Below are 25,673 nucleotides of genomic sequence, written 5' to 3'. Positions count from 1 at the left end.
TTGGTGCCATGTCATGGCCCATGAAAGCTTTGAAGACGAGGAAGTCGCCGAGCTCCTGAATGATAAATACGTCGCCATTAAAGTCGATCGCGAGGAGCGGCCTGATGTCGATTCGATTTATATGACGATCTGCCAGATGATGACAGGGCAGGGCGGGTGGCCGCTGAATGTGTTTTTGACGCCTGAGCAAAAGCCGTTTTATGCGGGGACGTACTTTCCGAAGATGAGCCGCTTCAACCGTCCGGGGTTTGTCGAGGTGCTGAAGCAGCTGTCAAATACGTTTGAGAAAAAACGGGATTATGTCGAAGATATCGCTGAAAAGGCGTCCAACAACCTGAAAATCAAGGCGAAAAGCGATGCCGGCGAAGCGCTTGGCGAGGATATCCTGAAGCGCACGTACCAGCAGCTGATGAACAGCTTTGACACGATATACGGAGGCTTTGGCAGCGCGCCGAAGTTCCCGATTCCTCATATGCTGACCTTTCTGCTCCGCTACCATCAATACAGCGGAGAGGAAAACGCCTTGTACAGCGTGACGAAAACGCTCGACAGCATGGCGAACGGGGGCATCTACGACCATATCGGCTACGGGTTTGCCCGTTATTCGACCGATCCGGAATGGCTCGTCCCCCATTTTGAGAAAATGCTCTATGACAATGCGTTGCTGCTGATCGCTTACACAGAAGCCTATCAGGTAACAAAACGCGAACGGTATAAACGGATTGCCGAGCAGATCATCGCGTTTATCCGCCGCGAGATGACAGATGACAGAGGCGCTTTTTATTCTGCGCTTGACGCCGACACAGAGGGTGTTGAAGGAAAATATTACATATGGTCAAAAGACGAAATTGAAGAAACGCTCGGCGATGAGCTCGGCACGCTGTACTGCGCCGTCTATGATATAACGGACGAAGGGAATTTCGAAGGGCACAATATTCCGAACTTGATCTATGCGAATCTTGAAGGGGTAAAGGAAGAGTTTTCGCTGACGGAAGCTGAACTGGGAGACAAGCTGGAAGAAGCGAGGCAAAGGCTCTTCGAAAAACGCCAAGAAAGGGTATATCCCCATGTCGACGATAAGGTGCTGACATCGTGGAATGCTTTGATGATCGCCGGTCTCGCCAAAGCGGCGAAGGTGTTCGATGCGCCTGAATACTTGGAAATGGCGCGGACCGCAATGTCGTTTATCGAAGACGAATTAATCAAGGACGGGCGCGTTATGGTGCGCTACCGCGACGGCGAAGTGAAAAATAAAGGATTTATCGATGATTACGCGTTTTTATTGTGGGCGTATCTCGAATTGTACGAAGCGTCGCTGAGCCTCGACGATTTGCGAAGGGCGAAGGGTTTGGCGGAAAAGATGATCGGGCTGTTCTGGGATGAGGATCACGGCGGTTTTTACTTTACGGGAAGCGACGCCGAGGCGCTTATCGTCCGCGATAAAGAAGTGTACGACGGTACTTTGCCGTCCGGAAACGGCGTTGCCGCCGTCCAGCTGTTCCGTCTCGGACGGCTGACGGGCGACTTGTCATTGATCGATCGTGTATCCGGCATGTTTTCGGCGTTTCACGGGGACGTATCTGCTTACCCGAGCGGACATACAAACTTTCTTCAAAGTTTACTGAGCCATGTGATGCCGCAAAAAGAAATTGTTATCCTGGGCAAACGCGATGATCCTGACCGGAAAAAGATCGTTAAGGCATTGCAGCATACCTTCCAGCCGACCTACGCCGTCCTGGCCGCAGGGTCTCCGGACGATTTTAAAGGGGTTGCCGACTTTGCGGCGGACTATAAAGCGATCGGTGACAAAACGACCGTCTATATTTGCGAAAACTTCGCATGTCAACAGCCGACAACAGACATTAATGAAGCGCTGAAACGGCTTCTGTCCGTTTCATAAACGATGATAGCGGGAATAGCACCTGAAAGTTCACCAAAACTTTCAGAAAGGGGTTTTGACCATGAAGAAAAACGTGATGTCAGTGCTCGCCGTTTCCGCAGTTGTCGGTGTCGCCTCTTATATGCTTAAGGACCAGGCCAACAGGCAAAAACTCAAGGAATGCTTGCAGAATATGAAGGCAAAACTGCCGTCTATGCCGCAAAAGCAAGATACGGCGTCATTCCCGGTCGAAAAGGCGGGGCATCCGCACCCGCATGATATCGAAGACAACAAAATGGTCTCTGAAGGCTCGATGTATCCGGTTCAATATTACGATGAAAAGAAAAAATAACCTTGGAAAAGCTGCCGCGGCGCGCGGCAGCTTTTCTTAATGCCTCTGCAAAAATTCCAGGCGATTGCCGAACGGATCATTGACATAAAATCTTGCCGCTCCTTCTAACGGTTCGCCCTCCGTTATTTGTAAACCGTGTTCTCTTAAAGTTTTGTTTCAGCTTCTTGACGTCGGTTGCGCTTTCAAGGCAGGGGTGAAAGGTTCTTGAATGCCGATGTGAAGCTCGTGCGGACCGCACTGAAACCAAACTCCTCCGCGTTTCTTCAAGTTCTCCGGCTTTGGAATCTCCCGCATCCCTAATACATTCGAAAAAAATTGTCTGCATTCGTTCTCGCTGCCCTTGGGTGCTGCAATTTGCACATGGTCGATACCTGAAAACATCGAATCTCCTCTTTTCAGTTTTACTTTAGAATATCACAAAAAAACTGCCACAGAATGGCAGCTTAAATGTTATGCTCAAAGCAATAATGATTGACCAGCTCCTCAATCAAATCGTGCTCAGGGAACTCGCCGGAAAATTCGAATCGGATTTCCTCGACAAACCGTCCGCGCCGGTATACATGGATCGCCCCGTTCTGTCTTGTCACGCTGAACTCGGGCTCAAACGTATAGCCGTTCCGCTCGATCGCGCCCATCTCGCCTCGCCCGCCTTTCAAAACAGCAATTCGTATACTTCATTTAACTCTCTCGTCCGCTTGTGGTCTTGTTCGTTCAGCGCATATGTCATTTCATGTTCGAGCACTTCGTTCAAAAAAGCGGCTTCCCGCTCATCCAGGTGCCTGACAAACTCTTCTTCATTTTCGTACTGCCGGGAAACGATTTTTTTGTAAATCCTCTGGCCCATGTCGTGTTCAAGATGGTTTGACAATGACTCCCGCAAATACCCCAATGTTGTATCCATGCTTTGATCTCCTTTTTTACCCATAGGTTGAGTGAATTTGCCCTTATTCATGCACAGTTTCTGCAAGTTTTTTCATTTCACTCGTGTCCAAAGGGCGCGGGCGCTTGTACACTGCGGCTATTCCGCCTTATTCGTGCTCCATCAAACCGGCTTCTTTACAAAGCTCGACAAGCTGGTGCATGCCGTAAAACTGCCGGCGATTGCGCTGATGAATGCTTTCCAGTGCATGTTCGGTGACTTGCTTTGCCTTTTCAATGCTTTGGTGTTCAACAGCCTGTACGATTTCCTTCATATTTTCCAAAAAGTAGACGGTCCTTCTCAATGTGCGGATCAATAAAATTTGCCTGACATGCACCGGTGTGAAAAGCCGGTAGCCATTCTCGGAGTCTCTCTCGGGGGTAATCAGGCCTTCTTTTTCCCAGTGGCGGATGGCTGATGTCTGTACGTTCGTGAGGGCGGCTGCTTCCCCGATCGTCATGCGGCGTTTCATCTTGTGGCCCGGGACAATCGGAAGGTCGGGATCCCGCAATATGGCAAGCGTTTGATCGGCGACGGCTTTTTCCTCATGCAAGTCGGCCTGCTCTTTATTCACGAGCCAGAAGGCCGCATCAATATCACCGTTTTGAATATGACGCAGCACCTTGCATGTAACGCTTACGCCAAATGCAGGAAACATGGCGCGAAGACAGCGGAAATAAGACAAATGCAGGGAAGTATAAAGGCGGTAGCCGTTTTCGGCCCGCTCAGGCGCGGGAACGACGCCCCATGATTCATAATGGCGCAAAGCGCTCGTGCTGATGTTCAGCTTCCTGGCAATCTCAATCGGTTTGTAATAACGCATCTCCCATCCTCCCCATCAGTTTCAGTCGACCTTCACTATACCAGACAGCCCCTCTTCCAGACAAACATTAGAGAAAAATCTTAAAGTGCTAAGATAATCTCCATATTAATAAAAATCAGCGATTACATCCAGACCTTATCACTTGCATCAAGCTTGTAAAATAGATGGTGTAAGACCTGAATTCGAAAATAAAGGAGGCCGACATGAAGATTTTTCATGAAGTACCGAATCCGCGGGAGTATCTTGAATTAAGGAATTGTACAAAAGATGAGGATATGGTCAAAACGGCTTTAGAGCACTCAATTTTTTCAGCGATCATCAGAGACGATCACTCAGAGCTCATCGGCATGGGAAGAATTATCGGTGATGGCGGGCGCTTTTTCCAAATCGTTGATGTGGCCGTCAAACCGTCTGAACAGGATGAAGAAATAAAGCACATGATCATGGACGAAATCATGGATTTTCTCCGGCAGAACGCTCCCCTGGGCGCCGAAGTGCTGTTGATGGCCGACGTTCCGTCGATCCCTTTTTATCAAACATATGGTTTCCATTACACATATCCACAGTCAATCAGCCTGTCGAAAACCCTTTAGGCGATCGTTTCGAGAAAAACCTTAAAGGACATTGCTAATCTTCATCGTCTATTTCCGTATTTTTTATCCCTTAACTTTGGCACTTGCATGAGTGTTATAGAATAGGTAGTACCCCGGGGAAAAAGGATCTGCCAAGGAGGGCTTTTTGAGTGAAGGATCGTATTCGTATTCAAGGAGCAAGAGAAAACAACTTAAAAAATGTGTCGCTGGACATTCCCAAGCATCAATTCGTAGTCGTAACCGGACCATCCGGATCAGGAAAGTCGACGCTTGCATTGGACATTTTGCAGCGGGAGTGTCAGCGGCAATACATGGAATCAAGCGGAATGTCGGGAGATTCGATTGAAAAGCCGAAAGTCGATTCGATCGCCGGACTGTCTCCCTCAATTTCAATCGGCCAGCATGCGGCAAACCGCAATCCGCGTTCAACGGTCGGAACGGTGACTGACATGTACACGTATTTGCGGCTCGTGTTTCAAAAGATTGGCGAAAGGCGCTGCCGACAATGCCAGGCCGTCATTCCCCCTGCATCCGTTGATGGGCCGGAGACGGTTTTCTGCCCGGTTTGTCACCATCCTCATCCCCCGCTGACCAAATCGGACTTTTCTTTCAACACCCCTGACGGTGCATGTCCGGAGTGCGGCGGCCTCGGTACGGCGGTCGAGATTGACATCGACGCCGTATTTGAAAAAGAGAAGAGCATTAAAGGAGGCGCCGTCACTTTTTGGTACGACATGATGAGTGAATATCAGGCGGGCATTCTGGAAGCAGCGGGCAGACACTACGGATTTGAAATGAGCGGGGATCAGCCTTTGTCCGCATACAACGAGACGCAGTGGGATTTGTTGCTGTACGGTGTTGAAAGCGAAGCCTTTTCCCGCCGCTTCCCAGATATCGCGCCGCCGAAAACTGTCGGAAAAGGCAAGTTTGAAGGCGTCTTAACCGGAATGTGGCGGCGCTATAAGGAAAAGGAAGGACAATCGGGTGAAGCCGCATATTTTATCACACAGCCATGTACGGCTTGCGGCGGCGAACGGTTAAATGAAGAAAGCCGCCGTGTCACGGTAATGGGCAAAACTTTGCCCAACCTTTCAAACGGTTCGCTGGCCGAGCTTCACGGCTGGATCGAGCGTCTGCAATCGAAGCTTCAGCAGGAAAAAGATGCGCTTCTTGAGACGGTGCTTCATGATTTGCTGATCAAAGTAAAACGGGTGATTAATGTCGGCCTTGGCTATTTATCCCTGGATCGGAATTCAGTGTCTCTTTCAGGAGGTGAAACACAGCGCCTCAGACTCGCTTCGATTCTCGGGTCAGGCCTGACCGGTGTCTTATATTTACTGGATGAACCGACCTCCGGACTCCATCCAAAGGACACGGACGGCCTTATCCGCGTCATGAAAGACCTGCGGGACCTCGGGAATACCGTCGTTGTCATCGAACATGACGAACGCGTCATACAGGAAGCCGATCATGTGATTGATATCGGTCCGGGCGCCGGGCGATTCGGAGGAGAAATCGTCGGGCAAGGAACGCTGAAAGAGCTGCTGGAACAGCCTCATTCCGTCACAGGCCGTTATTTTAAAGAAAAAAGAACGACTGCTTCAAAGGGACGGAAAGGCAATGGAAAACACATAACGATTCATGAGGCAGACCGTCACAATTTACGGGCTGTCACGGTATCGATTCCGCTCGGGTGCTTAGTATCGGTCACAGGCGTCTCAGGATCGGGCAAGTCGACGCTGATCTTCGACTTGCTTGCCCAGGCTGAAAAAGGAAAAACAAACGTACAGGGCTGCAGAATGATCACAGGAATGGATGCGGTTGAAAATGTGGTCAAAGTCGGCCAGGCCCCCATTTCCCGAATGCAGCGTTCAAGCGTCTCCACCTATATCGATTTATACACCCTCCTGCGCAAATTGTTTGCTGCACAGCCAGAGGCTAAAGAAAAGGGTTTGAAAGCGAACAGCTTCTCCTTTAATACGCCGGGCGGAAGATGCGACAGATGCGAAGGGCTTGGACAAGTCTCGGTAGATATGCATTTTCTCTCTCATTTGCAAGTCGCTTGCCCGGACTGCCGCGGCAAAAGATTCAACCGGGAAGTCCTGACCGTCAAATATAAAGGGCATTCGATCGCAGATATCCTTGAGTTGTGCATCGAAGAGAGCCTCTCTCTATTTACTGAACAAAAGAAAATCACAAAACTGCTGAAGCTTTTATGCGAAGTCGGCCTTGGATATTTGCAATGGGGACAGCAGGTTACGACCCTTTCCGGCGGGGAAGGCCAGCGCTTAAAGCTTGCAAAAGAGCTCAGCAAATCCGCTTCGGGACACAATCTGTATCTCTTGGACGAACCGTCGGCAGGACTGCACCCTCTTGATGTGCAAAATCTCCGCTTGCTCCTGGATAAACTGGTTGATGCCGGGCATACGGTGATCATGGTCGAACACAATACCGACTTAATCGGGGCTTCTGATTGGGTCATCGATATGGGTCCCGGCGGCGGAGCCGACGGGGGCAAAGTGGTGGCCAGCGGTGCGCCGAGAGAAGTCGCATGCATCAAAGAGTCGGTTACAGGCGCTTTCTTACATGCATAAAAGCCAATAAAAAAACACCTGTAAAGGTGTTCAGCTTGTAGAGAAAAACATGTTTTTTCCTACAAGCTTTTTTATTTCATAAAATTTCTTGTTCATTTTTTAATCTTTATAAAAGGAAAAAGCCCTCCCACACACTTAGCCAAGCTTGGCTAAGTGTGTGGCAATCTTCTTCATATTCTGGCAAGCGGCGGTGAGGAGAACTTGTTCGCTCACATTTTGTTTTCCCCTCAACCGGCAGTAGCGAAGCCCATGCAGCTGTTTTGAATCTGCAAAGCTCCGCTCTATTTTTTCTTTTCTTTTTTTGTAGAGGATTTTTCCGGAGTCGGACAAACGATTTTGCCTGACCTTTTCTTTATGGTCCTCCCATATGTGTCTTGAGACGACCTTCTGGTGGTTTTTCGATCTTGTACAGTTTTCAAGCAGAGGGCATGAGACACACTTTTCAGGGTTGGACTTATAAAATCTGTTGCCTTTTCGATCTGTTGTTGAGTATAAGAGTGTTTGTCCGTTCGGACAAATGTACTGATTTTTTTCACGGTCATAATGAAACTTCCACTTCGGAAACAAACCTTTTGTAGGATGAAAGCGTCTATGAGCAATAACGCCAAAAATTCGACGGTCGGACAGTCCTTTACAGATTGGAGTTGTCAGATAGCCAGAATCAAGAGCGACGGCTTCAACTTGAAAACCAAATCGTGCGATTTGGTGGTCTAATCGATCGAGATAAGGCGCAGAATCATGGACATTACCGGGCGTTACATAGGCATCGGTGATGATATTGAATTTCATATCCGTTGTTCGGTGATCTAAATAGAAAAAACCTTCAGGTTTGTTTTCACGGTAAAGATAGCCGCTTTCGGGATCAGTTGTACTATGACGAATTTCCTTTTTAGTTTTCACCTCCTCTTTGGCTTTTAAAGGCTTTTTTCCGCGTGCTTCCCGATCTTCTTGGACGGCTTTATCCAAGTCCTTTATATAGTTTTGTGTATCCTGCTCAATCGTTTTTCGCGTATATTTATGCTTATTGGCATTGGCTTTGAGGTGAGTTGAATCTGTGAAAAGGACACGGCCTCCTACCATATCATGATTAATGGCCTGAAGAACGATCTCATCGAAAATGTCTTGAAAAATGGTCGTATCTTTAAAGCGTGTACGTCTATTCCAACTGATGGTTGAATGGTGAGGAACTGGATCGTTGATGTTTAACCCTAAAAACCATCGGTAAGCCATATTATAGTAAATTTCTTTTTCGAGCTGTCTTTCTGAACGGATACCGTAAAGGTATCCGATAAACATCATTTTGAATAAAATCAACGGATCAAGTGAGGGGCGGCCTTTATTTTCGCTGTAGTAAGGTTTAACCTTTTCAATGATAAAAGAGAAATCGATGTACTTGTCAATTTTACGAAGCAGGTGATCCTCTTCAACAAGCTGATCAAGCAATACAAATTCAGCTTCGTTCTGGGAAGAATTCCTTGTGTAGAACATGAACAGACACCGTCCTTTTAGAAGGCTTTTCTTTATTATAAAATGGTGAAATGGATAATTTAAGGGAAAAATGAAAAAGGCTGTCGATTTTCTCGACAGCCTGAACACCTGTAAAGGTGTTTTTTTATTTCTGATCCAAAGTCTGTGTCTCAACAGAAGCACGCTTCCCGATTCCGAACGCATAATAGCTGACTGTCACGAGAGCAAGGAAGATAACCCCTACAATCAGGGAGACGTGCGTGTCATCGTTAAACCACATGCCGACTAATACCATGAGCAGGAAGGCAATCGTCAAGTAGTTCGTCAAAGGGGCGAAAGGCATTTTGAACGGATGCTTGCCGATTTCGGCCCCTTTTGCCTTTCTGAATCCGATGTGGCTGAACAGAATGACAAACCATGGGATCATCCCCGGAAGAACGCTCGCGCTGTATACGTACACAAAAATATTAGGCGGTGCAATGTAGTTTAAGACGACACCGATGGCCAAGCCGATCAGGACGGCGATTGTCCCGTACAGCGGCACACCGTTTCTGGAAATCTTCTTAAAGAATGCCGGCGCCTGTCCGTTCACTCCGAGCGTATAAAGCATGCGCCCCGCGCTGAAAATCCCGCTGTTGCATCCTGACATCGCCGCCGTAATGACAACGAAGTTAATGATGCCGGCCGCCGCCGTAATCCCGACTTTTGCAAAAGTCGATACAAACGGGCTGCCGATTGAATTCAGCTCATTCCAAGGATAAACCGTGACAATCACGAAAATAGCACCGATATAAAAGATTAAGATGCGCCAAATAATGCTTTGAATCGCACTTCTTAACGTGTTCTGCGGATCTTTTGCTTCCCCTGCCGTAATCCCGATCAGTTCAACGCCTTGATAAGCTGCGATGACAAGAGACAGCGCAAAGAAAAATCCTGAAAATCCGCCGGTAAAGAAGCCGCCGTGCGACCAAAGATTGGACAATCCGATGGCGTGCCCGCCATTTCCGAGCCCGAAGAAAATAATCCCGAGACCCGCCACGATCATCAAAACAATCGTCACAATCTTAATCATTGCAAACCAAAACTCAAATTCCCCAAACGATTTAACAGAGATGAGGTTTGCCCCTCCCAGAATCGCCATTGCGATAATTCCCGGCACCCAAGCGGGAAGATCCGGAAACCAGTACTGCATGTACTCCCCGACGGCGATAATCTCGCTCATCCCGACAATCACCCATTGAAACCAGTTGCTCCATGCGGTCATATAACCGGCCAGCGGATGTATATATTTATGGCCGAATGTCGCAAACGAACCGGTGCTTGGCTCCACATACAGCATCTCTCCCATTGCACGCATGATAAAAAAGATAAAGATTCCGCATATTGCATATGCAAGCAGGACAGACGGCCCCGTCCACTTAATCGTGCTGGAAGAACCCATAAATAAGCCGACACCGATTGTGCCGCCGAGTGCGATCATTTGGATATGACGCGCCCCAAGACCCCTCTTCAATTCCTTGTTCGCCACTTCTTTTCCTCCTCTAACACGGCTGATCAAATCTATTTCAGACGAAGTAGTAATAACAATCTGACAATTTTGATTTATAATATACGCCAAATTACTTATTTCATCATAATAAATTTCTCCGGAAAATACAATTGTTTTTTTCAGGAGAACACGTTTTAGTCTATTAAATGAGCAAAAACCAATTATTTTAATATAAAGAAAATTAAGATATTTTAAAAGGGGCAGAAAAAACGGAACGCAAAAGGCGTTCCCCTCTTATTTTAAGAAAAACACGTCAGGTTTAAAATGTCGTACAGCTCATCCAGTTTTTGAATTTGATAGGTTGGAACAATGCCGGTGTCGTTCGCTTTCATGCCGGGGTTCAGCCAGCATGTATCAAGCCCGGCGAGCCCGCCGCCTTTGATATCGGCCGTCAAGGAATCGCCGATGATCAACCCGTGCTCTGTTGAAAAGTCGGGAATCCTTGCAAACACATAGTCAAAGAATTCCTTCATCGGCTTTTGATAGCCGGTGGCCTCGGAAACAAAAATCCCCTTAAACAGCGGGTACAGCCCTGAATCGTGCAAGCGCCTGTACTGCGTCTTTGAAACGCCGTTCGTCACAATATACAGATCATAGCGGCTGTGCAGCTTTGTGATCAATTCCAAAGCCCCGTCCAACAGCTGATGGCCTTCCTCCAGAAAGCCGCGGTACCTCTTCTCCAGCAAAGCTCCGTCCGCCTCGCGGCCATATTCGCTGAATAAACGGGAAAAGCGGGTATTGACCACTTCGTCGCGGCCGATCTTTCCTTCTTCAAACTCCCTCCACAGACCTTGGTTGATTCGCTTGTAGTCGGCTTCGATTTCCTTTGTCAGCGGAAGGTCCTGTTCCTCAAAAAGCAGGCGCAATGCCATACTTTCCGCCGCGCGGAAATCCAAAAGTGTATCATCGACGTCGAAAAATAATGTTCGGTATGTTTTCACAAATATGCCTCCGTTTTTTAATCATTAGATGTCTCCAAGTCTTCAAGCTCCTTCTTCAGGCCGCTTGCTGTTTCAGCTTTCTCCCGCTCCGTTTGCCTGTCAAAGATAAGCTATTCAATAAATTCCCAAATATCCTCCAGCCTGCGCTTCACCTGATAAAACCTTAAGGCTTGCCGATTCAGTTGAAATCCCTCATGAACCTCAAGGTAGACGCGCAAAAACTCTTGAAAATACTGCTGTTCCGCAAAAAACATCAGATCGGCTTCAACCGGAGCCAGTTTCAGCCCTTCCCAGTCGATCAACACCAATTCCCGCCCGGTCTTCATTAGATTCCAGTTGTGAAGATCGGTGTGACATAAAGCCAACTTCAGATCGGCGTTTTTCAAATGGTGTGAAAGTTCTTCGACCGTCTCTATCGCGCGGCGTATTGATTTGATATGCGGGGCAATCAGTTCTGCGGCTTCGCCGGGAAGTCCTTCACTCAGCAACGATCTCATCTGCCGGGTAAATGGAACATCGAAGTTTTCCTTTATCCCGCCGGTTGCAACCGGGATGCCTTCTCCATACGAATGGAGCTTGGCAACGATTTGTGCAAGCTTTTCAATCTCTTCCGTATAGAGCGGCCTGCCGCCGATCGTTTCTCCGTCAATGTATTCATACAGAAGGTAGATTCCATGGTCATCCTCGCATTTGTAGGCGCCATGCTTCGTTGAGACCGGAACAGGGACGCTCCCTTTTAAGCGGGCAGGATGGCTGAGCCACTGAACAATCGGAGCGTAGACATCGATAAGAGCCGTTAATTTCGCGGTCGAAGCCCTTTTTTTATCATAAACCTTTAAAAAGTAATCCGCACCGCCGCCGGCCGTCTTATAAGCAAGAGCAGACCATCCGCCTTGCTGCGGGGAAACGGCGTTACTGTCTATACCATAATAAACGTTCAACACGTTCTTGACGTCAAACATCCCGTTCTCCTCCAAGAAAACTGCACCCCTTCACGAGATCAGGGGTGCGGCCGCGTATTAATAAATCTCTTTCGCGCCAGGTTTCAGCCGCCGGACATGCTTCAAGTACTGCCTGACCTTTCCGGCGTCTGCATAAGGATACTCATACCGAAAGTGTTCCGCCGCTTCAATCGCGGTCTCTTCAAATAAATCGGTCAATGCAAACAAAGCGCTCCAAACATCGTCATAGTCTCCGTGAGGATACGTCGCCAACAGCCTGTTCCATGTCTCTATATCAACGTAACGCTTCAGAAACTTGGCGTTCTTTCCAATGCTGAGCGAAAAATCGGTTTCGATGCCGACCTTCCATTCGAGCATTTTCAAAAGCATCGCCCTGGCAAGAACCAAATGGTCGATCGCATAAAGAATTTCCTGTCTCCACAAGCCTTTCGCCACATATGTCGAAGTCCACCAGCATTCATTGCAGCAGTCTGCAAAGGCTTGTGCGGATGGCCGTTTCACCCAATACTCTTCATCCGTCGGCGGCGGAATCGCAGGCAAGCCGCCATCCTTATCCATAACGGTCAAACCGTCTTCACGGCAATATTCATCCTTCTCTTCCATAGGAATAAGCATTAAGTCGATCCGGTTGCCGTCGGTAAACAGCATCATATAAGTAAAACGGTCGCCAAGCTCATTCGGAAACAATTCCATGTCTTCCGGCGTTTGCATGATGATCCGCTCTCCAAAGACATCGATCCAATCCGGATCATCCAAAAAAGACTGCATATCTGTCACAAGATACGCAATATCATAATCCCGGAAAGGGTCCTTGGGAACATTCGGATTCGTCCGCGACCCATTCATCCCGACCGCTCTGACTCTGTCATCTTCCTTGGCGACCTTTAGCACCAAATCCATGATTTCTTGTTCTGAACGCATATTCTAAAACCTCCTGTTATGTGATTGTTTTCGCAACCTACATGCCTCAGGAGGTCCCCTAATGCAAGGTTATATAAAATGCTCCAAACATGTCATTGAAACATCCTCCTTTTTAAGCTTGTTTGAGGTGATCGCCGAGGCGTTCAAACTGTGAACTAACACCCTGAATAACACCCATATCCATGACTTGCTGCAGCGCCTCTTTAGAAACAAATTGAGAACGCATGATGAGCTTCGTCTTATGTTCCTCTTCAAAAAACTCAATCTTCACCAAAGTCTCCGGCATTCCGGGAACTGCATTCCCTTCCTCATCCGCAAACACATCAACGTACACAATCCTCTCAGGCGCCAAGATATCCTGATAAACAGCCTTGCCCCAGGACACCTGCCCAAAATACTCCCCCTGGTTCTCATCTGTGCAACGCATCCCATAATGCCAAACGCCGTTCGGTTGAAACGCAAACTTACGATTTTCGGTTTTCCAGCCTTCAGGCCCCCACCAGCTTTCCAGCTGCCCGCCTTCTGAAAAAGCCTTAAACACCAGATCCCGCGGAGCGTTGAAAGCCTCTCAATGATGAGGTCGCACCCCTCTGTTTTCGCTTTCATCATGTTTCTCCTCCCAGATTTGACGTTCATCAAAGCGAATGTAAGCGTTTTAAAACTTGATACATCAAATATACCCAAAAAAGGATTTCCCGCCAAGAAAAACATGACATACGAAAAGCTCTTTAGAAACATTTGAATCTAAAGAGCTTTACATTATTTTAGCATAAACTGTAATAAACGTTGCATTACACTGATGATGAGATATAGTATGGCTAATCATCGATGCCAGGACTTTTATATCAACTTTTTAAACATAATAGAAACAAGATTTTTAGAATATATTCCTTAAATTTTAATTTTTTTATCGAATTTAGACAATTGATTCTATAATTAAGTTATTCAATACTTTTTAAATAGCTCACCATTTTCTCTGCAACGGCTTTGGCTAATAAAGGTGGAACAGCATTACCGACTTGCTGGTATTGCTGATCTTTTTTACCCTTAAACACGAAATTATCTTTAAAGGATTGGAGGCGAGTTGCTTCCCTAACACTAAGTGCCCTTGCTCTTGTGGGGTGTTGCCACATTGATTTTCTAACATTAATTACAGTAGGTGAAGGCTCATCATAATTGAGACGAAGATAAACCGTGTTTTGAGTACGAGAAGCATCCGTATACGACCCTTTCAATTCATCTGAAAGATTGTGGAAATTTTTCCCTCCTATCTCTTGGATAGCTTTATCTTTATTTATCACAATACTATCTACAATAACTTCCAAAAGATTAGAATGAATTGAAAAAAAGAAATTTTCCAATATAGAAACAATCATACTGGACTGCCAATTTTCTTTGCCGCTGAAGCCAAATATAATAATATCAGTTCCGTATTCCTTACGCCCTAATAAACTTTTTTCAAAAAACGGAGCATTCTCTATATAATTTCCATAAATGGGGTTGTTTTTTGTTGGATTACCAAAGTAACCAGTTGCTCTTGTCTTTTCACCAGACATTTTTTCATGAGTTGCAAGTTTTCCTACTCCTTGAAAAGCTCTGATACCTTCAATATCATATGTATTATAAAATACAGTTCTTATATCTGAACAAGCAAAAGGTGCATTTTTTCCAATACCAAAAGAACCTCCGGACCCACCGCTTTTATTCGATACACCCGTAGATTTAATCAGCCCAAACCAGTTACTGTTATGAACCTCTTTAGAACCAGTTAAACCGGTCGTATTATAATCACTAATCTTTAAAACAGGAATAGTTTTTTTAGATAATTGAGCTTTTGCTTTTTGAAAAAACGCTTTTGCTTTAGCATTTGCTTTCCAATATTCTTCACAATTATCAAGAATCTTTAGAAAATCTTTTTTATGTGGAAAATATCCCGTATCGACATCGATCAAATCAAAAATAACTCGTACGGGCTTTGTTTTATCGTATCGTGCATCAGAAGAATTCTGAATAACTTCTCGGGCTAGACTTTCTAGAGGAGCTCCCTTAAATGTCTCAACACCTGCGTCATTTAACCCTTCTTCTGCACCATCATTATTCTCTGGAAAATTCCATTTAACCTGTTGTAAAAAAGAACTCAACATTTTTGCTCCCCTTTCTATAATGTTGTTCTAATTTTTAACTGTAATACTATTTATTTTAACACAAGTGTTGATTATCCATAAATATAGATCTTTGTATCCCTCTATAAAATCTCTTTAGTTAGCTTATTTAAAAAGTTCTATTAATATATAGCATGATCCCCGTCAACATCACATTGCAAATTCCCCGCCGTTTTTATTTTCCCGCTTTCCTCTTCAATCACCCGCTCAAACACCTCTCGAGCCGCAGCCCCGGAGATCCGTTCGCTGCCGATGATAAAGGTCGGAACGGCGGTGATGCCGGCTTCTTCATAGGCGTGCCTGACCGCCTGCTGTTGTGTTTTCCGGTACTTTCTCGATACCAGCGCATCTTTAAAAGCCTTCTCATCCAAGCCGGCTTCTTTTGCAAGCTTCGCCAGGACCTCGATGTCGCCGATGTTTTGTTCTTCCTGGAAAAATGCGCTGTAAACTCTGTCATTGTATTCTTTCGCTTTGCCGTGCTCTTTCGCAAAGTGATAGCCTTCATGGGCCAAATCTGTATACGGATGCGGGGAAACGTTCGGCAGCTTCATATTGACATCCCACGCTTCAATTCTCGGAGCAATGGCGCTTTCCCACACCGCCAATTTCGCCGAATCGTTCAGCGGATCCAACGGCTCGTAAGGACGCGGCCGCAGTTCGAACGGCATCCATTCGACCTCCACATCCTTTCCTTCAATCGCTTTCTCAAACTGGTCTTTTCCGAGAAAGCAGAATGGGCAGACGTAATCGGAGTATACTTTAACTTTTATTGTCATGTGTTTTCCTCTCTTTTTCATCTATTTGTAACAATAATAGTTACAACGGAGTTATCTGTCAATACCTTAACACTGGATTAAAATCCTCAGGCCTGGGAACTTTGGCACTATTCATATCGTAGTATATGCGTGACAACTTGTTGTTTCATTCTTAAAAAAGGAGGGATTCCAGTTATGAAACTGAATGTCTCATATGTTTGCAGATGCAAAACTATAAAAAGGAGTTTATCCATATGAAAACAGAGAACAAACAAAACAGCTTAAAACCGTTTTTCTCATTGATTCTCTCGACCGGCGTCCCTAAGCTTGCATTGACCATCGGTTTGGCCGCAAGCCTCGTCACATCGGCAGTCGGACTCTCAATCCCGCTGTTGACCAGGGAATTGGTAGACGGCTTTTCCGCCAATTCGATCAGCATGGGCTTAGTGGGCATCCTTGCACTCGTTTTTATTATGCAAGCGGTCTGTGACGGATTTTCAACCTACTTTCTTGCCTATGCTGGGCAAAAAGCGGTCGCTTCTTTGCGGGAACGGATGTGGTTTAAACTGCTGCGCCTTCCTGTCCGCTACTTTGACGAAAAAACGAGCGGGGAGACGGTCAGCCGCGTCGTCAATGATACCGGCATCGTCAAAGGTTTAATTTCCGAGCATTTTCCGCAGTTCGTTTCGGGGCTGATCACGATTATCGGCGCCGTGGTCATTCTGCTGATTATGGATTGGAAAATGACGCTCCTCATGCTCATTGCCGTCCCGATTACGACCGTCATTATGGTCCCGCTCGGCATGAAAATGCAGACAGTGTCTAAAGCTTTGCAGGACGAAACCGCTTCGTTTACAGGAAATGTCCAGCAGACATTAAGCGAAATCAGGCTGATGAAAGCATCGAACGCTGAAACAGCAGAAGAAACAAAAGGGGCATCAGGCATTGCAAAACTGTTCACATACGGCCTGAAAGAGGCGCGCATTTTTGCGTTTATTTCCCCGATTATGCACTTTGTCATTATGATCGTCATCGTCGCGATCATCGGCTATGGCGGCATCCGCGTATCAGAAGGCACGATGACGACAGGCTCGCTTATCGCCTTTTTGCTTTATCTCTTTCAAATCATCTTTCCGATTACAATGTTTACAATGTTTTTTACTCAGCTTCAAAAAGCAAAAGGCGCCACAGAGCGGATTATCGACATTTTGAATACGGAAGAGGAAGAAGGGCGCGAAGGGGAGGAAATGGATATCTCAGACAAAGCGATACACGTTCAGAACGTGTCCTTCTCTTATACCGATGCTGAACCCGTCCTTCGCAATGTATCCTTTGACGTCGAACCCGGTCAAATGATCGCGTTTGCCGGCCCAAGCGGCGGCGGGAAAACGACGATGTTCGGCCTAATTGAACGCTTCTACGAACCAAGCTCAGGAGTCATTACCATCGGCGACACCCCGATTCAGGAGCTGTCGATGAAATCGTGGCGCAGCCAGATCGGCTACGTATCACAAGACAGCCCGATGATGGCCGGGACGATTCGCGAAAACCTTTGCTACGGATTAGACAATGCAGATGAGATTAATGATGAAAAACTATGGGAAGTAGCCAAGATGGCGTTTGCCGATGGATTCATCAAGCAATTCCCCGACCAGCTCGATACAGAAGTCGGAGAACGCGGCGTCAAGCTCTCAGGCGGACAAAGGCAGCGCATCGCCATCGCCCGCGCCTTCCTGCGCGACCCGAAAATCCTGATGATGGACGAAGCGACGGCAAGCCTTGACAGCCAATCGGAAGGCATCGTCCAGCAGGCGCTCTCCCGCCTCATGGAAGGGCGCACAACCTTCGTTATCGCCCACCGCTTATCGACGATCGTCGACGCGGATCAGATAATTTTTATCGAAAAAGGCGAGATTACCGGAATGGGCCGGCACCATGAGCTGATTGCTTCCCATGCGTTGTATCGGGAGTTTGCCGAGCAGCAGTTGGCGTAGAATAAAATAAAGGTGTCCTGAATGAAGATCGGGACACCTTTTTATCTAGCTTTTTTCAGTTTTTGTAAAACAGAACTGAGTTCCAGTCCGATTGGTTTGCAACGCATAGGTTATATTGAGCATTCCTGATATGTCATCAATGATGTTTAATCCAAGCCCCGCTTCTTTATTGATAATGATGGTATATAAAAACGGACACGGACAGAAAGAGGACCGCAGCAGCGATCATGCCAAATAAGATGCTCAGGACTTTCATTAATCTTCTCATATTGATCTCCTCTCATTTGATATTGAAAGGATACGATATGAAAATAAATTTCTGATTAATTTTTAGAATTAAAATCACTTTTGACATTCCCCTTACGGAAAGGTGTATAACAGAATAGAACAAAGAATCATTCAAGAACGGAGGTGACTTCTTGCTATCGATTGGAGAATTTTCGAAGATAAGCGGAGTATCTACAAAAACGCTGCGATATTATGATGAAATCGGATTAATACATCCTGATGAAATTAATCCTGAAAACGGATATAGATATTATTCCATCGGGCAGCTAAAAAAGATGCTTTTGATCAACCGTTTGAAGTCTTTTCATTTTTCGCTGGAAGAAATCAAAGTCATTTTGGAGCTGGAAGAAGAAAAGCTTTATACTGCCCTTCATCGCAAGAGATATGAACTGCAGGAAAAGTTACATGATCTTGAATATACGCTGAAACAAATAAGCACAGATATTTCAAATGTAGAGAATGGCATTCCAATCATGTCTTCTCTCGACAAAATCGAAGTACAGCTTGTCGAAACCGGGCCAATGAATCTCCTTTATATCCGTCAGATGCTGAACAGCGATGATTATGCTGCAGGATATGGTAAGTATATCAGCAGGCTGTATGAAAAGATTGCCCACGAAAAGCTCACCTTGCTTGGTATGCCGATGACGATTTACCACAGCCCGGAATACAACCCTGCCGGGAATGATACGGAGTTTGCGATCCCGATAAAGGAACCCGTGCAGGGAACGAGAGATTTCCCCGGAGGCCTTTGTGCGAAGGCTGTTTTAAAAGGTCCATATTCAGAATTGACATCGGTATACGCCAGGCTGAGGGAATGGGTAGAAAACGAAGGATACGAATTGGTGAGTTCGCCATATGAAGTATACGTAACAGACCCTAATCAAGCCGCCGCGCCTGAAGATCTTGTGACCGAGGTGTATTTTCCCGTAAAGAAAAAATAGAGAGGTATCGATCATGCAAAACAACGACTGGCAAGCAAAAGACCCGAAAACCTTTGGTATGGACTCTGAAAAACTTTCAAAGCTGGAACCTATGATCAAATCGGAGTACTGCAATATAAACGGTATTGTTGTTGTGAGAAATGGATATATCGCTTACGAAAGATATCATAATGGCTATGGCCCCGATGATATGCACCATGTCGCATCTGTTACGAAAAGCATCATCTCGGCCCTTATCGGTATTGCGATTGAGGCAGGATATATCAAAGATGCCGATCAAAAGGTGCTGGACTTTTTCCCAGAATACGATACTGCCGATAAGACGAAACAGGACATCACCATACGCCATCTTCTCACGATGACGGCTCCCTATCCATTTGAGGACTGGCACGAACCTCTCGACAAGATGTGTATGCAGCCTGACTGGGTAAAGTATACGCTGGATATGCTCGGCCAAAAAGGCAGGATTGGAACTTTTAAGTATTCCACCGCAGGCGCGCACCTGCTTTCTGCCATCATCACCCGGAGTACGGGTAAGAGCGCCCGTGAATTTGCCAATGAACATTTATTTGCACCAACCGGCATGAAAGAAATCCCGGATTATAACATGACATCATTTGGCTTTGACGACCGTTTCGGAAAAAACGTGAAGGGCTGGGTGAATGATCCGGACGGCAACTCTGCAGGCGGATGGGGGCTTACGCTGACTCCGCGGGATATGGCGCGTTTCGGTTTTCTATATGTAAACCGCGGAATTTGGAACAATCAACAAATTGTTCCGGAGTCGTGGGTTGAAGAATCAACAGCGATGAACCCAAATCAATACGGTTATCTATGGTGGCTGCGTGAAGAGGACGGCGTTTTTGCACACTTGGCGCTGGGCGATGGCGGCAATGTCATTTGCTGCATCCCGGAAAAAGGCCTGGTCGTAGCGATTGCTTCAGAATTCATGAGGAACCCTCGTGATAGGTGGACACTGATAAAGGAATGTATAATCCCGGCTGTCATAGACTAGCAGTTTTTTACGGCGGTTTTGAAAAAGCTGCCGTGTTCTATTGCTCTTCTCCCAGCGTTCAAATTAAAATGGGTGTAATATCGCTGAGTTATTAGCCTGCCCGCACCATCCAAATGTTAAGGGGGTCACAAACATGAATTTTCAGCTTAAAGAAGCAATCGAAATTCTGGAGCGCACGCCAAAAACGCTGAGCTATATGCTGACCGGATTATCGAACTCGTGGATCAATTGCAATGAAGGTGAAGCTACATGGAGCGCCTTTGATGTAGTCGGCCACCTGATTGAAGGGGAAAAGAATAATTGGATCCCGCGAATCGAAATGATCCTGACAAAGGGAGAAACGGAAACATTTCCTCCTTTTGACCGTTTCAGTCAACTTCAGCAAAACGCTGACAAAACAATTAAAGAGCTGCTTAGTGAGTTTGTGAAGCTCCGTCGGGAAAACGTGGAGACATTGCGGCGGCTGATTCAGCCTCATACTGACTTCGAACAAACGGGCGTACACCCTGAGTTTGGCGTCGTCAAGCTTAGAGAGCAGATCTCAACATGGGTGGCTCACGATCTCACCCACATATCGCAAATCGCAAGGGTGCTGGCGAAGCGGTATCAAGAGGATGTCGGGCCTTGGAAGGCTTATTTGCGGATTTTGAACAGCTGAATGGTAAGCGAACATTGTTATTCCAGAACCTGATCGAACCAGCTCCTGAACCGCAGCCTTCTTTAATGGACTTTAAAAGTTCCTCTGGACATAAAAACCCCTCTGTGGTTAGTCCAACCAGGAGGGGACGTCATTTTTTAGAACCCAGGCTCTTTATTAAACAATATTAGCGATTGAATCAACTGCTCGGGCTGTAATTTCTCTTGAATATCTTTAACCATTAATTGATCACACGGATACTTTCTTTTCATGCTGTTTAAAATATTCGCCTTACAACTGACCCATATCATGCCATACACCTGCTCTGAACAGAACCTCTCGACTCATTCCTTCATGGCTAAATCCTAATTTCTCATATAAACGTACTTCTTATTTTGATTGAACACAGTATTAAAAACTTCGGCTGCTGCAGATGTTGAATACTTCTGTAAACATAGGAGGGTGAGGATACACTTCTAAAAAATAGTTCCTAACACTTTGTATATATTGTGCATATTGTATATATTGTGTATACTTTGTGTAGATCATTTTAAAGAGGTTTTGAAATGAAAATTATAATTTCGAATAGTTCAAAGCAACCCATTTATGAACAAATCTACACTCAAATTAAGGATCATATTCTTGCAAATGAATTGAAACCGGGACAGCCGCTGCCTTCTATGCGCCAATTAGCAAAGGATCTGAATGTAAGTCTTATTACGTCGAAGCGTGCCTATGAAGAACTCGAGAAGAACGGGTTCATTTATTCTGTGGTCGGGAAAGGCTCCTTTGTATCAGACCAGAATGACGAAATGATGAAGGAAGGAAAAATGAAAGCGATTGAAGAGCAATTGTCGGCAGCAATCAAAAATAGTAAAGACATTGGCATTTCCCTTACAGAATTAAAAGATTTGCTTACCATTTTATATCGGGAGGAAGAATGATGGACAATGTAATTGAACTCCGGCATGTTCATAAGTCATTCGAAGGCTTTCATCTAAAGGACTTTTCAATGACTGTAAAAAAAGGTTTTGTCACCGGGTTTATAGGTGGTAATGGTGCAGGGAAATCGACAACGATTAAATTGATCATGAATTTATTGCAACCTGACAGCGGAACGATTACGATATTTGGCTTGAATTACAAGGAGCATGAGAAAGAAATCAAACAACGGATTGGTTTTGTATTTGATGCCAATGTATTCTATGAACATTTAACGTTGGCTGAAATGAAAGAAATTGTAAAAAGATCCTATGTAAATTGGAATGATCAAGTATTCAATGATTATGTGAAAATATTTAACTTGCCGCTAACTAAAAAAATCAAGATGTTCTCAAAAGACATGATGATGAAAGCTTCATTAGCCGTCGCTCTATCCCACCGCGCGGAATTAATTATTATGGACGAACCTACGTCCGGACTAGATCCGATTTTCCGCCGGGAGCTGTTGGATATCTTGCATCAACTCATGCAAGATGGGGATAAAACGATCTTTTTTTCGACTCATATTACAACTGATTTAGATAAGATTGCGGATTATATCACGTTCATTCATAAAGGAGAGCATATCTTTACAAAGGACTTGTACGAAATTGAGGAACAATATGCAATTGTAAAAGGCGGAATGGAGTTGTTAGACCAGGAGACCGAACAGGAATTTATAGCGGTTCGAAAATCAACTCATGGATTTGAAGCATTGACTGCGAATAAATCACGAACAGAAAAAATTTTGGGGGACATGGCGTTAATAGAAAAACCGACCCTCGAAGATATTATGTTCTATACGAAGAAAGGAGCCAAAGAACATGTTCAACTTAATACGTAAGGATATTATCTTGCAGAAAAAAACATTGGCAGCTTCGTTTTTGGTATTATGTGTTTATTTAATGTTAGATATTTCTCCAATCTGGATTGGGGTTGTATTTAGTATAGTTATATCGATGAATGCCATTTCAATAGATGAAAAGTCTTCTATACATATGCTTCTCAATTCTTTGCCTTATACACGAAAAGAAATTGTAAGTTCAAAGTATATTGTCGTCGTTCTCTTTACATGTATGGTGGCTGCAGCCATATTTATCGTAAACTTTATCATTCACCGGGAACTTACGATCTGGAAAGACATTTTGCTAATGGTCGCCATTGTGATGACAGCTGCTTCATTCATGCTGCCATTCTGTTATAAATTCAAAAGTAACTATCTGTTGATTGCTTCTATTGTTGCATTTGGCTTGTATTTGCTGGCTGTTAATTGTTTTCCATGACTTGAACGATCAAATTAGAGAGTTCATTCACATGCTACTAACCTTACAAAATACTAAGTTGTATCTGATCGTCGCCATATCCGTTATTACCCTATATGGATGTTCATGGCTTCTATCGATTCGTATTTATAGAAATAAAGTGTTTTAAAGATATGTAAAGATGGGCACCAGGACTTTACGAACTTATTCTTTCTTTTGCGCCAGGTGCAATAAATACACCTATTGAAGAAAGAAAAATTTAAGTTAATAGCCTGTTAAGAGTTTCTTGACAGGCTGTATAAACATTTCTTTTTCTTAAGGCCCCATCATCATCCATACCCAAGCTGCAGGCCTTATTTAATCCACTTCCTTTAGACCAGCCAAAGGATTTAAGCTTCGCATCTTAATATAGCGACTGATTTCAAGGCAAAACGCTTTTCCCCGCTGTCACACTGTACAGATGATACATCATGTGGCCGATGGCGCTGACGGGCAGTACGCCCCCCGGGGCATTCTTACTCCTGCTCAATAAACGAATACTTCTCGGGGGCGGCCAATACATAAAACAGCGTGAAGAACATCTTCCACCCCCGGACCGGACTTCCACATCTGAACTTTAACACTTCGCCTTCATCTAATATAAACCTCAATGTTTGGCTTGTGCACCAATTAATTTTCACCTGGATATCATGTTCACCAGGCTGTAAATCGATTCGCAGCCTTTCGCCATCTTTGATTTTTCCTGCCTCGACACCATCAATCAGCACTGAAAATCGTCTCATTTTATTGATGTACTGCGATGTTCTGTTAACTTCAATGTACGTCTCCTTGTTCACGATTACACATCCTCTAAGTAATAAAGTCATTATTTATACGGGCATCATGAAAACCGCCTCAACATGCTGCCGTGCGAACGGATCTCACTTCTAATTTAGAGCCCTTTTTAGATGGATGGACACGTCTATTTTATTTCTTATTTCAATTCTATATCAGACTGATTCTTCTTTTAAAGATAAAAATACCCCTTCAGATCATCCAATCCAAAGGGGTAAAAACTTTTATTTCAAATAGCTTCTGCTCCGCCATAACTCAGCTCTTCGCCAGGCGGCTTATCAACATCACAGCTGCGGCGCAGTATGCGAGATGGCGGAGACAAGCGGAGCAAGCTCCGAGTGTATTTCAGGCAGGATAAAACGGTCGTCTGCTTATTCCAGACCTTTCAGTGAGATCCAGCAATCGTTGGCGCCGCGGGCTGTGACTTCTTTGACATTTCCGTGGATGCTTAATTTGACGTGCTCTTGTGAAACCTTCAGAATCGCGAACTGAACGTTTCTCTTTTCAGGGGGCATACGTCGGCATTCTAAATTATGCTATTGTATATGAAACCATTGAATCTCCAAAGCCCATCAGACAGCATTTTATTGATTGATTTCTTCCAAATGTGAAGCTTTCTCTTTAAGATGTGAACTGAAAGTCATCAATGAAACAACAATCGCAATCATAACTCCCAATGCGCCAATCCAGGTAATCGAAGCCAATGATACGTTCTCTACAAAAACTCCCCCTATTCCTGCGCCGACAGCCATCGCTAACTGCATCATCGACTGATTGATGCCAAGCAATACACCTGACAATTCCGGTTCTATCGTCGCTAAGTGATACTGCTGCGTCGGGCCTGTAGACCATGCCGCAAACGACCATAATATGAGAATGGCCAATACCCCGATATATGAGTGGGTGACGAGCGACAGCAAAATCAGTGTGATGATATGCAATGTCATTCCGCCGACCAGTGTAAAGGGCACTCCCCATCTATCGGTGCTGTATCCTCCGAACTTCGATCCAACCAAACTGGCGATTCCGAATATAAGCAAGACGCCGCTAAGCAGCTTGCCGCTTATCCCTGAGATGGTCAGGAGGTATGGCGACAGATACGTATAAGCAACAGAATATCCTCCGAGCCAGAAGAAAGTGATCGATAATCCCATCGCCACTTTCCGTTTTTTGAAAAGAGAAAGCTGCTGAAGCAACGGGACGGGCTTATCCCCCTCAATTTGCGGAAGCGTAAGGAACATAACGGCCATTGCGATGAATCCCAACACAGCAATTCCGCCAAATACAGATTTCCACCCTAATGCTTCTGACATCATTCTTCCAAGGGGAACACCGATAATGAGAGAAGCGGTAAAGCCCATGACGACAGTAGCAATTGCACTGCCCTGCTTGCCTTCCGGAGCGATCTTGGCGGCAATCGTTAATGCAGTAACAACAACCATGCCTGCTCCCATCGCCATAATGACCCGCGCCGCAATAAACCAGCTATAACCAGGCAGGACAAAGGCCAGGATATTTCCTATCACAAACAAACCGAGGGCATAAATCATTAATTTGCGCCTATCCATGCTTGCCGTTAACGCCATCAGAATAGGTGTGAAAATAGCATACACAAGCGAAAAGATCGTAATGAGCTGACCGGCAGCAGCCAAAGTGATCCCAAGTGTATGAGCAATATTATCCAAAATGCCCGAAATGATGTACTCTGAGGTTCCTACTAAAAAGCTGACAATCGCTAAAATATAAATTTTCCAGGTGTTAGACAAAGACGTTCACTCCTCGAATCTTAAATTGTTATATC

The 25,673-nt window shown here is 45.3% G+C and carries 24 protein-coding genes and 4 pseudogenes; 12 read left to right on the top strand and 16 right to left on the bottom strand.

Features of this window, described 5'->3' with window-relative positions:
• Positions 1-13: 13 nt before the first annotated feature.
• Both MHB78_RS01630 and MHB78_RS01625 read left to right on the top strand, forming a co-directional pair.
• Positions 14-1,900, top strand: coding sequence for a thioredoxin domain-containing protein (locus tag MHB78_RS01630; RefSeq protein ID WP_046129109.1), 1,887 nt, complete (start codon positions 14-16; stop codon positions 1,898-1,900).
• Positions 1,901-1,961: 61 nt separating this feature from the next.
• Positions 1,962-2,231 (top strand): hypothetical protein, encoded by a 270-nt coding sequence (locus tag MHB78_RS01625; RefSeq protein ID WP_046129110.1) that lies wholly within the window; start codon positions 1,962-1,964, stop codon positions 2,229-2,231.
• 36 nt (positions 2,232-2,267) lie between these two features.
• Here MHB78_RS01625 and MHB78_RS01620 read toward each other — a convergent pair.
• The 4 genes and pseudogenes from MHB78_RS01620 to MHB78_RS01605 all read right to left on the bottom strand — a co-directional run bounded on the left by MHB78_RS01620 (position 2,268) and on the right by MHB78_RS01605 (position 3,973).
• Positions 2,268-2,612 (bottom strand): annotated as a pseudogene (locus MHB78_RS01620) (glyoxalase).
• Positions 2,613-2,674: 62 nt separating this feature from the next.
• The gene (locus MHB78_RS01615; protein WP_046129111.1) at positions 2,675-2,866 is read right to left on the bottom strand and encodes a YbxH family protein; all 192 of its coding nucleotides are present in this window, start codon (positions 2,864-2,866) and stop codon (positions 2,675-2,677) included.
• 17 nt (positions 2,867-2,883) lie between these two features.
• Positions 2,884-3,132, bottom strand: a complete 249-nt coding sequence (locus MHB78_RS01610) for a sigma-G-dependent sporulation-specific acid-soluble spore protein CsgA (protein ID WP_046129112.1) — start codon at positions 3,130-3,132, stop codon at positions 2,884-2,886.
• A 127-nt stretch (positions 3,133-3,259) separates the two neighbouring features.
• Positions 3,260-3,973 (bottom strand): TioE family transcriptional regulator, encoded by a 714-nt coding sequence (locus MHB78_RS01605; protein ID WP_046129113.1) that lies wholly within the window; start codon positions 3,971-3,973, stop codon positions 3,260-3,262.
• Positions 3,974-4,176: 203 nt separating this feature from the next.
• Here MHB78_RS01605 and MHB78_RS01600 point away from each other — a divergent pair, with 203 nt between their 5' ends.
• A complete protein-coding gene (locus MHB78_RS01600) occupies positions 4,177-4,566 on the top strand; it encodes a GNAT family N-acetyltransferase (RefSeq protein ID WP_046129114.1) in 390 nt (129 codons plus the stop codon).
• A gap of 149 nt (positions 4,567-4,715) precedes the next feature.
• Complete coding sequence (gene uvrA / locus MHB78_RS01595) at positions 4,716-7,160, top strand: excinuclease ABC subunit UvrA (protein ID WP_046129115.1); 2,445 nt, start codon at positions 4,716-4,718, stop codon at positions 7,158-7,160.
• Between the two features lie 135 nt (positions 7,161-7,295).
• Here the strand turns inward: uvrA and MHB78_RS01590 are convergent, their stop codons facing one another.
• From MHB78_RS01590 to MHB78_RS01555, 8 genes and pseudogenes are all read right to left on the bottom strand, one after another.
• Positions 7,296-8,648 carry an IS1182 family transposase gene (locus MHB78_RS01590; RefSeq protein WP_046131917.1) on the bottom strand — a complete coding sequence of 451 codons (1,353 nt, stop codon included), beginning with the start codon at positions 8,646-8,648 and terminating at the stop codon, positions 7,296-7,298.
• Between the two features lie 124 nt (positions 8,649-8,772).
• Entirely contained in the window at positions 8,773-10,155 is a 1,383-nt protein-coding gene (locus tag MHB78_RS01585) for an amino acid permease (RefSeq protein WP_046132924.1), read from the bottom strand.
• 260 nt (positions 10,156-10,415) lie between these two features.
• Positions 10,416-11,117, bottom strand: coding sequence for a YjjG family noncanonical pyrimidine nucleotidase (locus MHB78_RS01580; RefSeq protein ID WP_046132925.1), 702 nt, complete (start codon positions 11,115-11,117; stop codon positions 10,416-10,418).
• Positions 11,118-11,227: 110 nt separating this feature from the next.
• A complete protein-coding gene (locus MHB78_RS01575; protein ID WP_164918133.1) occupies positions 11,228-12,079 on the bottom strand; it encodes an aminoglycoside phosphotransferase family protein in 852 nt (283 codons plus the stop codon).
• 57 nt (positions 12,080-12,136) lie between these two features.
• Positions 12,137-13,000, bottom strand: a complete 864-nt coding sequence (locus MHB78_RS01570; RefSeq protein WP_046132926.1) for an aminoglycoside 6-adenylyltransferase — start codon at positions 12,998-13,000, stop codon at positions 12,137-12,139.
• Between the two features lie 112 nt (positions 13,001-13,112).
• Positions 13,113-13,606, bottom strand: a pseudogene (locus tag MHB78_RS01565) (SRPBCC domain-containing protein).
• Between the two features lie 335 nt (positions 13,607-13,941).
• Positions 13,942-14,328 (bottom strand): annotated as a pseudogene (locus tag MHB78_RS01560) (DNA cytosine methyltransferase); the annotation flags it as partial.
• Positions 14,329-15,284: 956 nt separating this feature from the next.
• Positions 15,285-15,938: a DsbA family oxidoreductase gene (locus MHB78_RS01555; protein ID WP_046132927.1), complete on the bottom strand. Its 654-nt coding sequence runs from the start codon at positions 15,936-15,938 to the stop codon at positions 15,285-15,287.
• Between the two features lie 233 nt (positions 15,939-16,171).
• Between MHB78_RS01555 and MHB78_RS01550 the strand changes: the two genes are divergently transcribed.
• A complete protein-coding gene (locus MHB78_RS01550; RefSeq protein ID WP_046132928.1) occupies positions 16,172-17,911 on the top strand; it encodes an ABC transporter ATP-binding protein in 1,740 nt (579 codons plus the stop codon).
• Positions 17,912-18,064: 153 nt separating this feature from the next.
• Here the strand turns inward: MHB78_RS01550 and MHB78_RS01545 are convergent.
• A pseudogene (locus tag MHB78_RS01545) lies at positions 18,065-18,179 on the bottom strand (hypothetical protein); the annotation flags it as partial.
• A gap of 151 nt (positions 18,180-18,330) precedes the next feature.
• On the opposite strand from MHB78_RS01545, the gene MHB78_RS01540 reads away from it, so the two are divergent.
• From MHB78_RS01540 to MHB78_RS01510, 7 genes are all read left to right on the top strand, one after another.
• A complete protein-coding gene (locus tag MHB78_RS01540; protein ID WP_046132929.1) occupies positions 18,331-19,143 on the top strand; it encodes a MerR family transcriptional regulator in 813 nt (270 codons plus the stop codon).
• Between the two features lie 13 nt (positions 19,144-19,156).
• Positions 19,157-20,158 carry a serine hydrolase gene (locus MHB78_RS01535; protein WP_046132930.1) on the top strand — a complete coding sequence of 334 codons (1,002 nt, stop codon included), beginning with the start codon at positions 19,157-19,159 and terminating at the stop codon, positions 20,156-20,158.
• 133 nt (positions 20,159-20,291) lie between these two features.
• A complete protein-coding gene (locus MHB78_RS01530) occupies positions 20,292-20,816 on the top strand; it encodes a DinB family protein (protein WP_046132931.1) in 525 nt (174 codons plus the stop codon).
• Positions 20,817-21,361: 545 nt separating this feature from the next.
• Entirely contained in the window at positions 21,362-21,739 is a 378-nt protein-coding gene (locus MHB78_RS01525; RefSeq protein WP_046132932.1) for a GntR family transcriptional regulator, read from the top strand.
• The gene (locus MHB78_RS01520) at positions 21,739-22,620 is read left to right on the top strand and encodes an ABC transporter ATP-binding protein (RefSeq protein WP_046132933.1); all 882 of its coding nucleotides are present in this window, start codon (positions 21,739-21,741) and stop codon (positions 22,618-22,620) included. The genes MHB78_RS01525 and MHB78_RS01520 overlap by 1 nt, the downstream gene beginning before the upstream one ends.
• Complete coding sequence (locus tag MHB78_RS01515) at positions 22,601-23,059, top strand: ABC-2 transporter permease (RefSeq protein ID WP_231947414.1); 459 nt, start codon at positions 22,601-22,603, stop codon at positions 23,057-23,059. Before MHB78_RS01520 ends, MHB78_RS01515 begins: the two co-directional genes overlap by 20 nt.
• The gene (locus MHB78_RS01510; protein ID WP_329761362.1) at positions 23,004-23,207 is read left to right on the top strand and encodes an ABC-2 transporter permease; all 204 of its coding nucleotides are present in this window, start codon (positions 23,004-23,006) and stop codon (positions 23,205-23,207) included. Before MHB78_RS01515 ends, MHB78_RS01510 begins: the two co-directional genes overlap by 56 nt.
• Before the next feature lie 346 nt (positions 23,208-23,553).
• Here MHB78_RS01510 and MHB78_RS01505 read toward each other — a convergent pair whose 3' ends face one another.
• The 3 genes from MHB78_RS01505 to MHB78_RS01495 form a co-directional block, all read right to left on the bottom strand.
• Positions 23,554-23,874 (bottom strand): hypothetical protein, encoded by a 321-nt coding sequence (locus tag MHB78_RS01505; RefSeq protein WP_046132934.1) that lies wholly within the window; start codon positions 23,872-23,874, stop codon positions 23,554-23,556.
• A gap of 369 nt (positions 23,875-24,243) precedes the next feature.
• Complete coding sequence (locus MHB78_RS01500; RefSeq protein WP_157759320.1) at positions 24,244-24,387, bottom strand: hypothetical protein; 144 nt, start codon at positions 24,385-24,387, stop codon at positions 24,244-24,246.
• 69 nt (positions 24,388-24,456) lie between these two features.
• Complete coding sequence (locus tag MHB78_RS01495) at positions 24,457-25,638, bottom strand: MFS transporter (RefSeq protein WP_046132935.1); 1,182 nt, start codon at positions 25,636-25,638, stop codon at positions 24,457-24,459.
• Between the last annotated feature and the right edge of the window lie 35 nt (positions 25,639-25,673).

Origin of the sequence: Bacillus sp. FSL K6-0138, assembly GCF_037982765.1 — a bacterium.
GTDB classification, from domain to species: Bacteria; Bacillota; Bacilli; order Bacillales; family Bacillaceae; genus Bacillus; species Bacillus glycinifermentans.
This window is presented reverse-complemented; position numbering and strand designations above follow the sequence as displayed.

Bases quoted from the DNA above. Each gene is read 5' to 3' on its own strand.
- MHB78_RS01575 (WP_164918133.1), bottom strand. From the start codon at position 12,079: ATGTTTGACGTCAAGAACGTGTTGAACGTTTATTATGGTATAGACAGT.
- MHB78_RS01520 (WP_046132933.1), top strand. From the start codon at position 21,739: ATGGACAATGTAATTGAACTCCGGCATGTTCATAAGTCATTCGAAGGC.
- MHB78_RS01630 (WP_046129109.1), top strand. From the start codon at position 14: ATGGCCCATGAAAGCTTTGAAGACGAGGAAGTCGCCGAGCTCCTGAAT.
- MHB78_RS01615 (WP_046129111.1), bottom strand. From the start codon at position 2,866: ATGGGCGCGATCGAGCGGAACGGCTATACGTTTGAGCCCGAGTTCAGC.
- MHB78_RS01610 (WP_046129112.1), bottom strand. From the start codon at position 3,132: ATGGATACAACATTGGGGTATTTGCGGGAGTCATTGTCAAACCATCTT.
- MHB78_RS01550 (WP_046132928.1), top strand. From the start codon at position 16,172: ATGAAAACAGAGAACAAACAAAACAGCTTAAAACCGTTTTTCTCATTG.
- MHB78_RS01570 (WP_046132926.1), bottom strand. From the start codon at position 13,000: ATGCGTTCAGAACAAGAAATCATGGATTTGGTGCTAAAGGTCGCCAAG.
- MHB78_RS01500 (WP_157759320.1), bottom strand. From the start codon at position 24,387: ATGCCCCCTGAAAAGAGAAACGTTCAGTTCGCGATTCTGAAGGTTTCA.
- MHB78_RS01530 (WP_046132931.1), top strand. From the start codon at position 20,292: ATGAATTTTCAGCTTAAAGAAGCAATCGAAATTCTGGAGCGCACGCCA.
- MHB78_RS01525 (WP_046132932.1), top strand. From the start codon at position 21,362: ATGAAAATTATAATTTCGAATAGTTCAAAGCAACCCATTTATGAACAA.
- MHB78_RS01600 (WP_046129114.1), top strand. From the start codon at position 4,177: ATGAAGATTTTTCATGAAGTACCGAATCCGCGGGAGTATCTTGAATTA.
- MHB78_RS01515 (WP_231947414.1), top strand. From the start codon at position 22,601: ATGTTCAACTTAATACGTAAGGATATTATCTTGCAGAAAAAAACATTG.
- MHB78_RS01555 (WP_046132927.1), bottom strand. From the start codon at position 15,938: ATGACAATAAAAGTTAAAGTATACTCCGATTACGTCTGCCCATTCTGC.
- MHB78_RS01625 (WP_046129110.1), top strand. From the start codon at position 1,962: ATGAAGAAAAACGTGATGTCAGTGCTCGCCGTTTCCGCAGTTGTCGGT.
- MHB78_RS01535 (WP_046132930.1), top strand. From the start codon at position 19,157: ATGCAAAACAACGACTGGCAAGCAAAAGACCCGAAAACCTTTGGTATG.
- MHB78_RS01605 (WP_046129113.1), bottom strand. From the start codon at position 3,973: ATGCGTTATTACAAACCGATTGAGATTGCCAGGAAGCTGAACATCAGC.
- MHB78_RS01590 (WP_046131917.1), bottom strand. From the start codon at position 8,648: ATGTTCTACACAAGGAATTCTTCCCAGAACGAAGCTGAATTTGTATTG.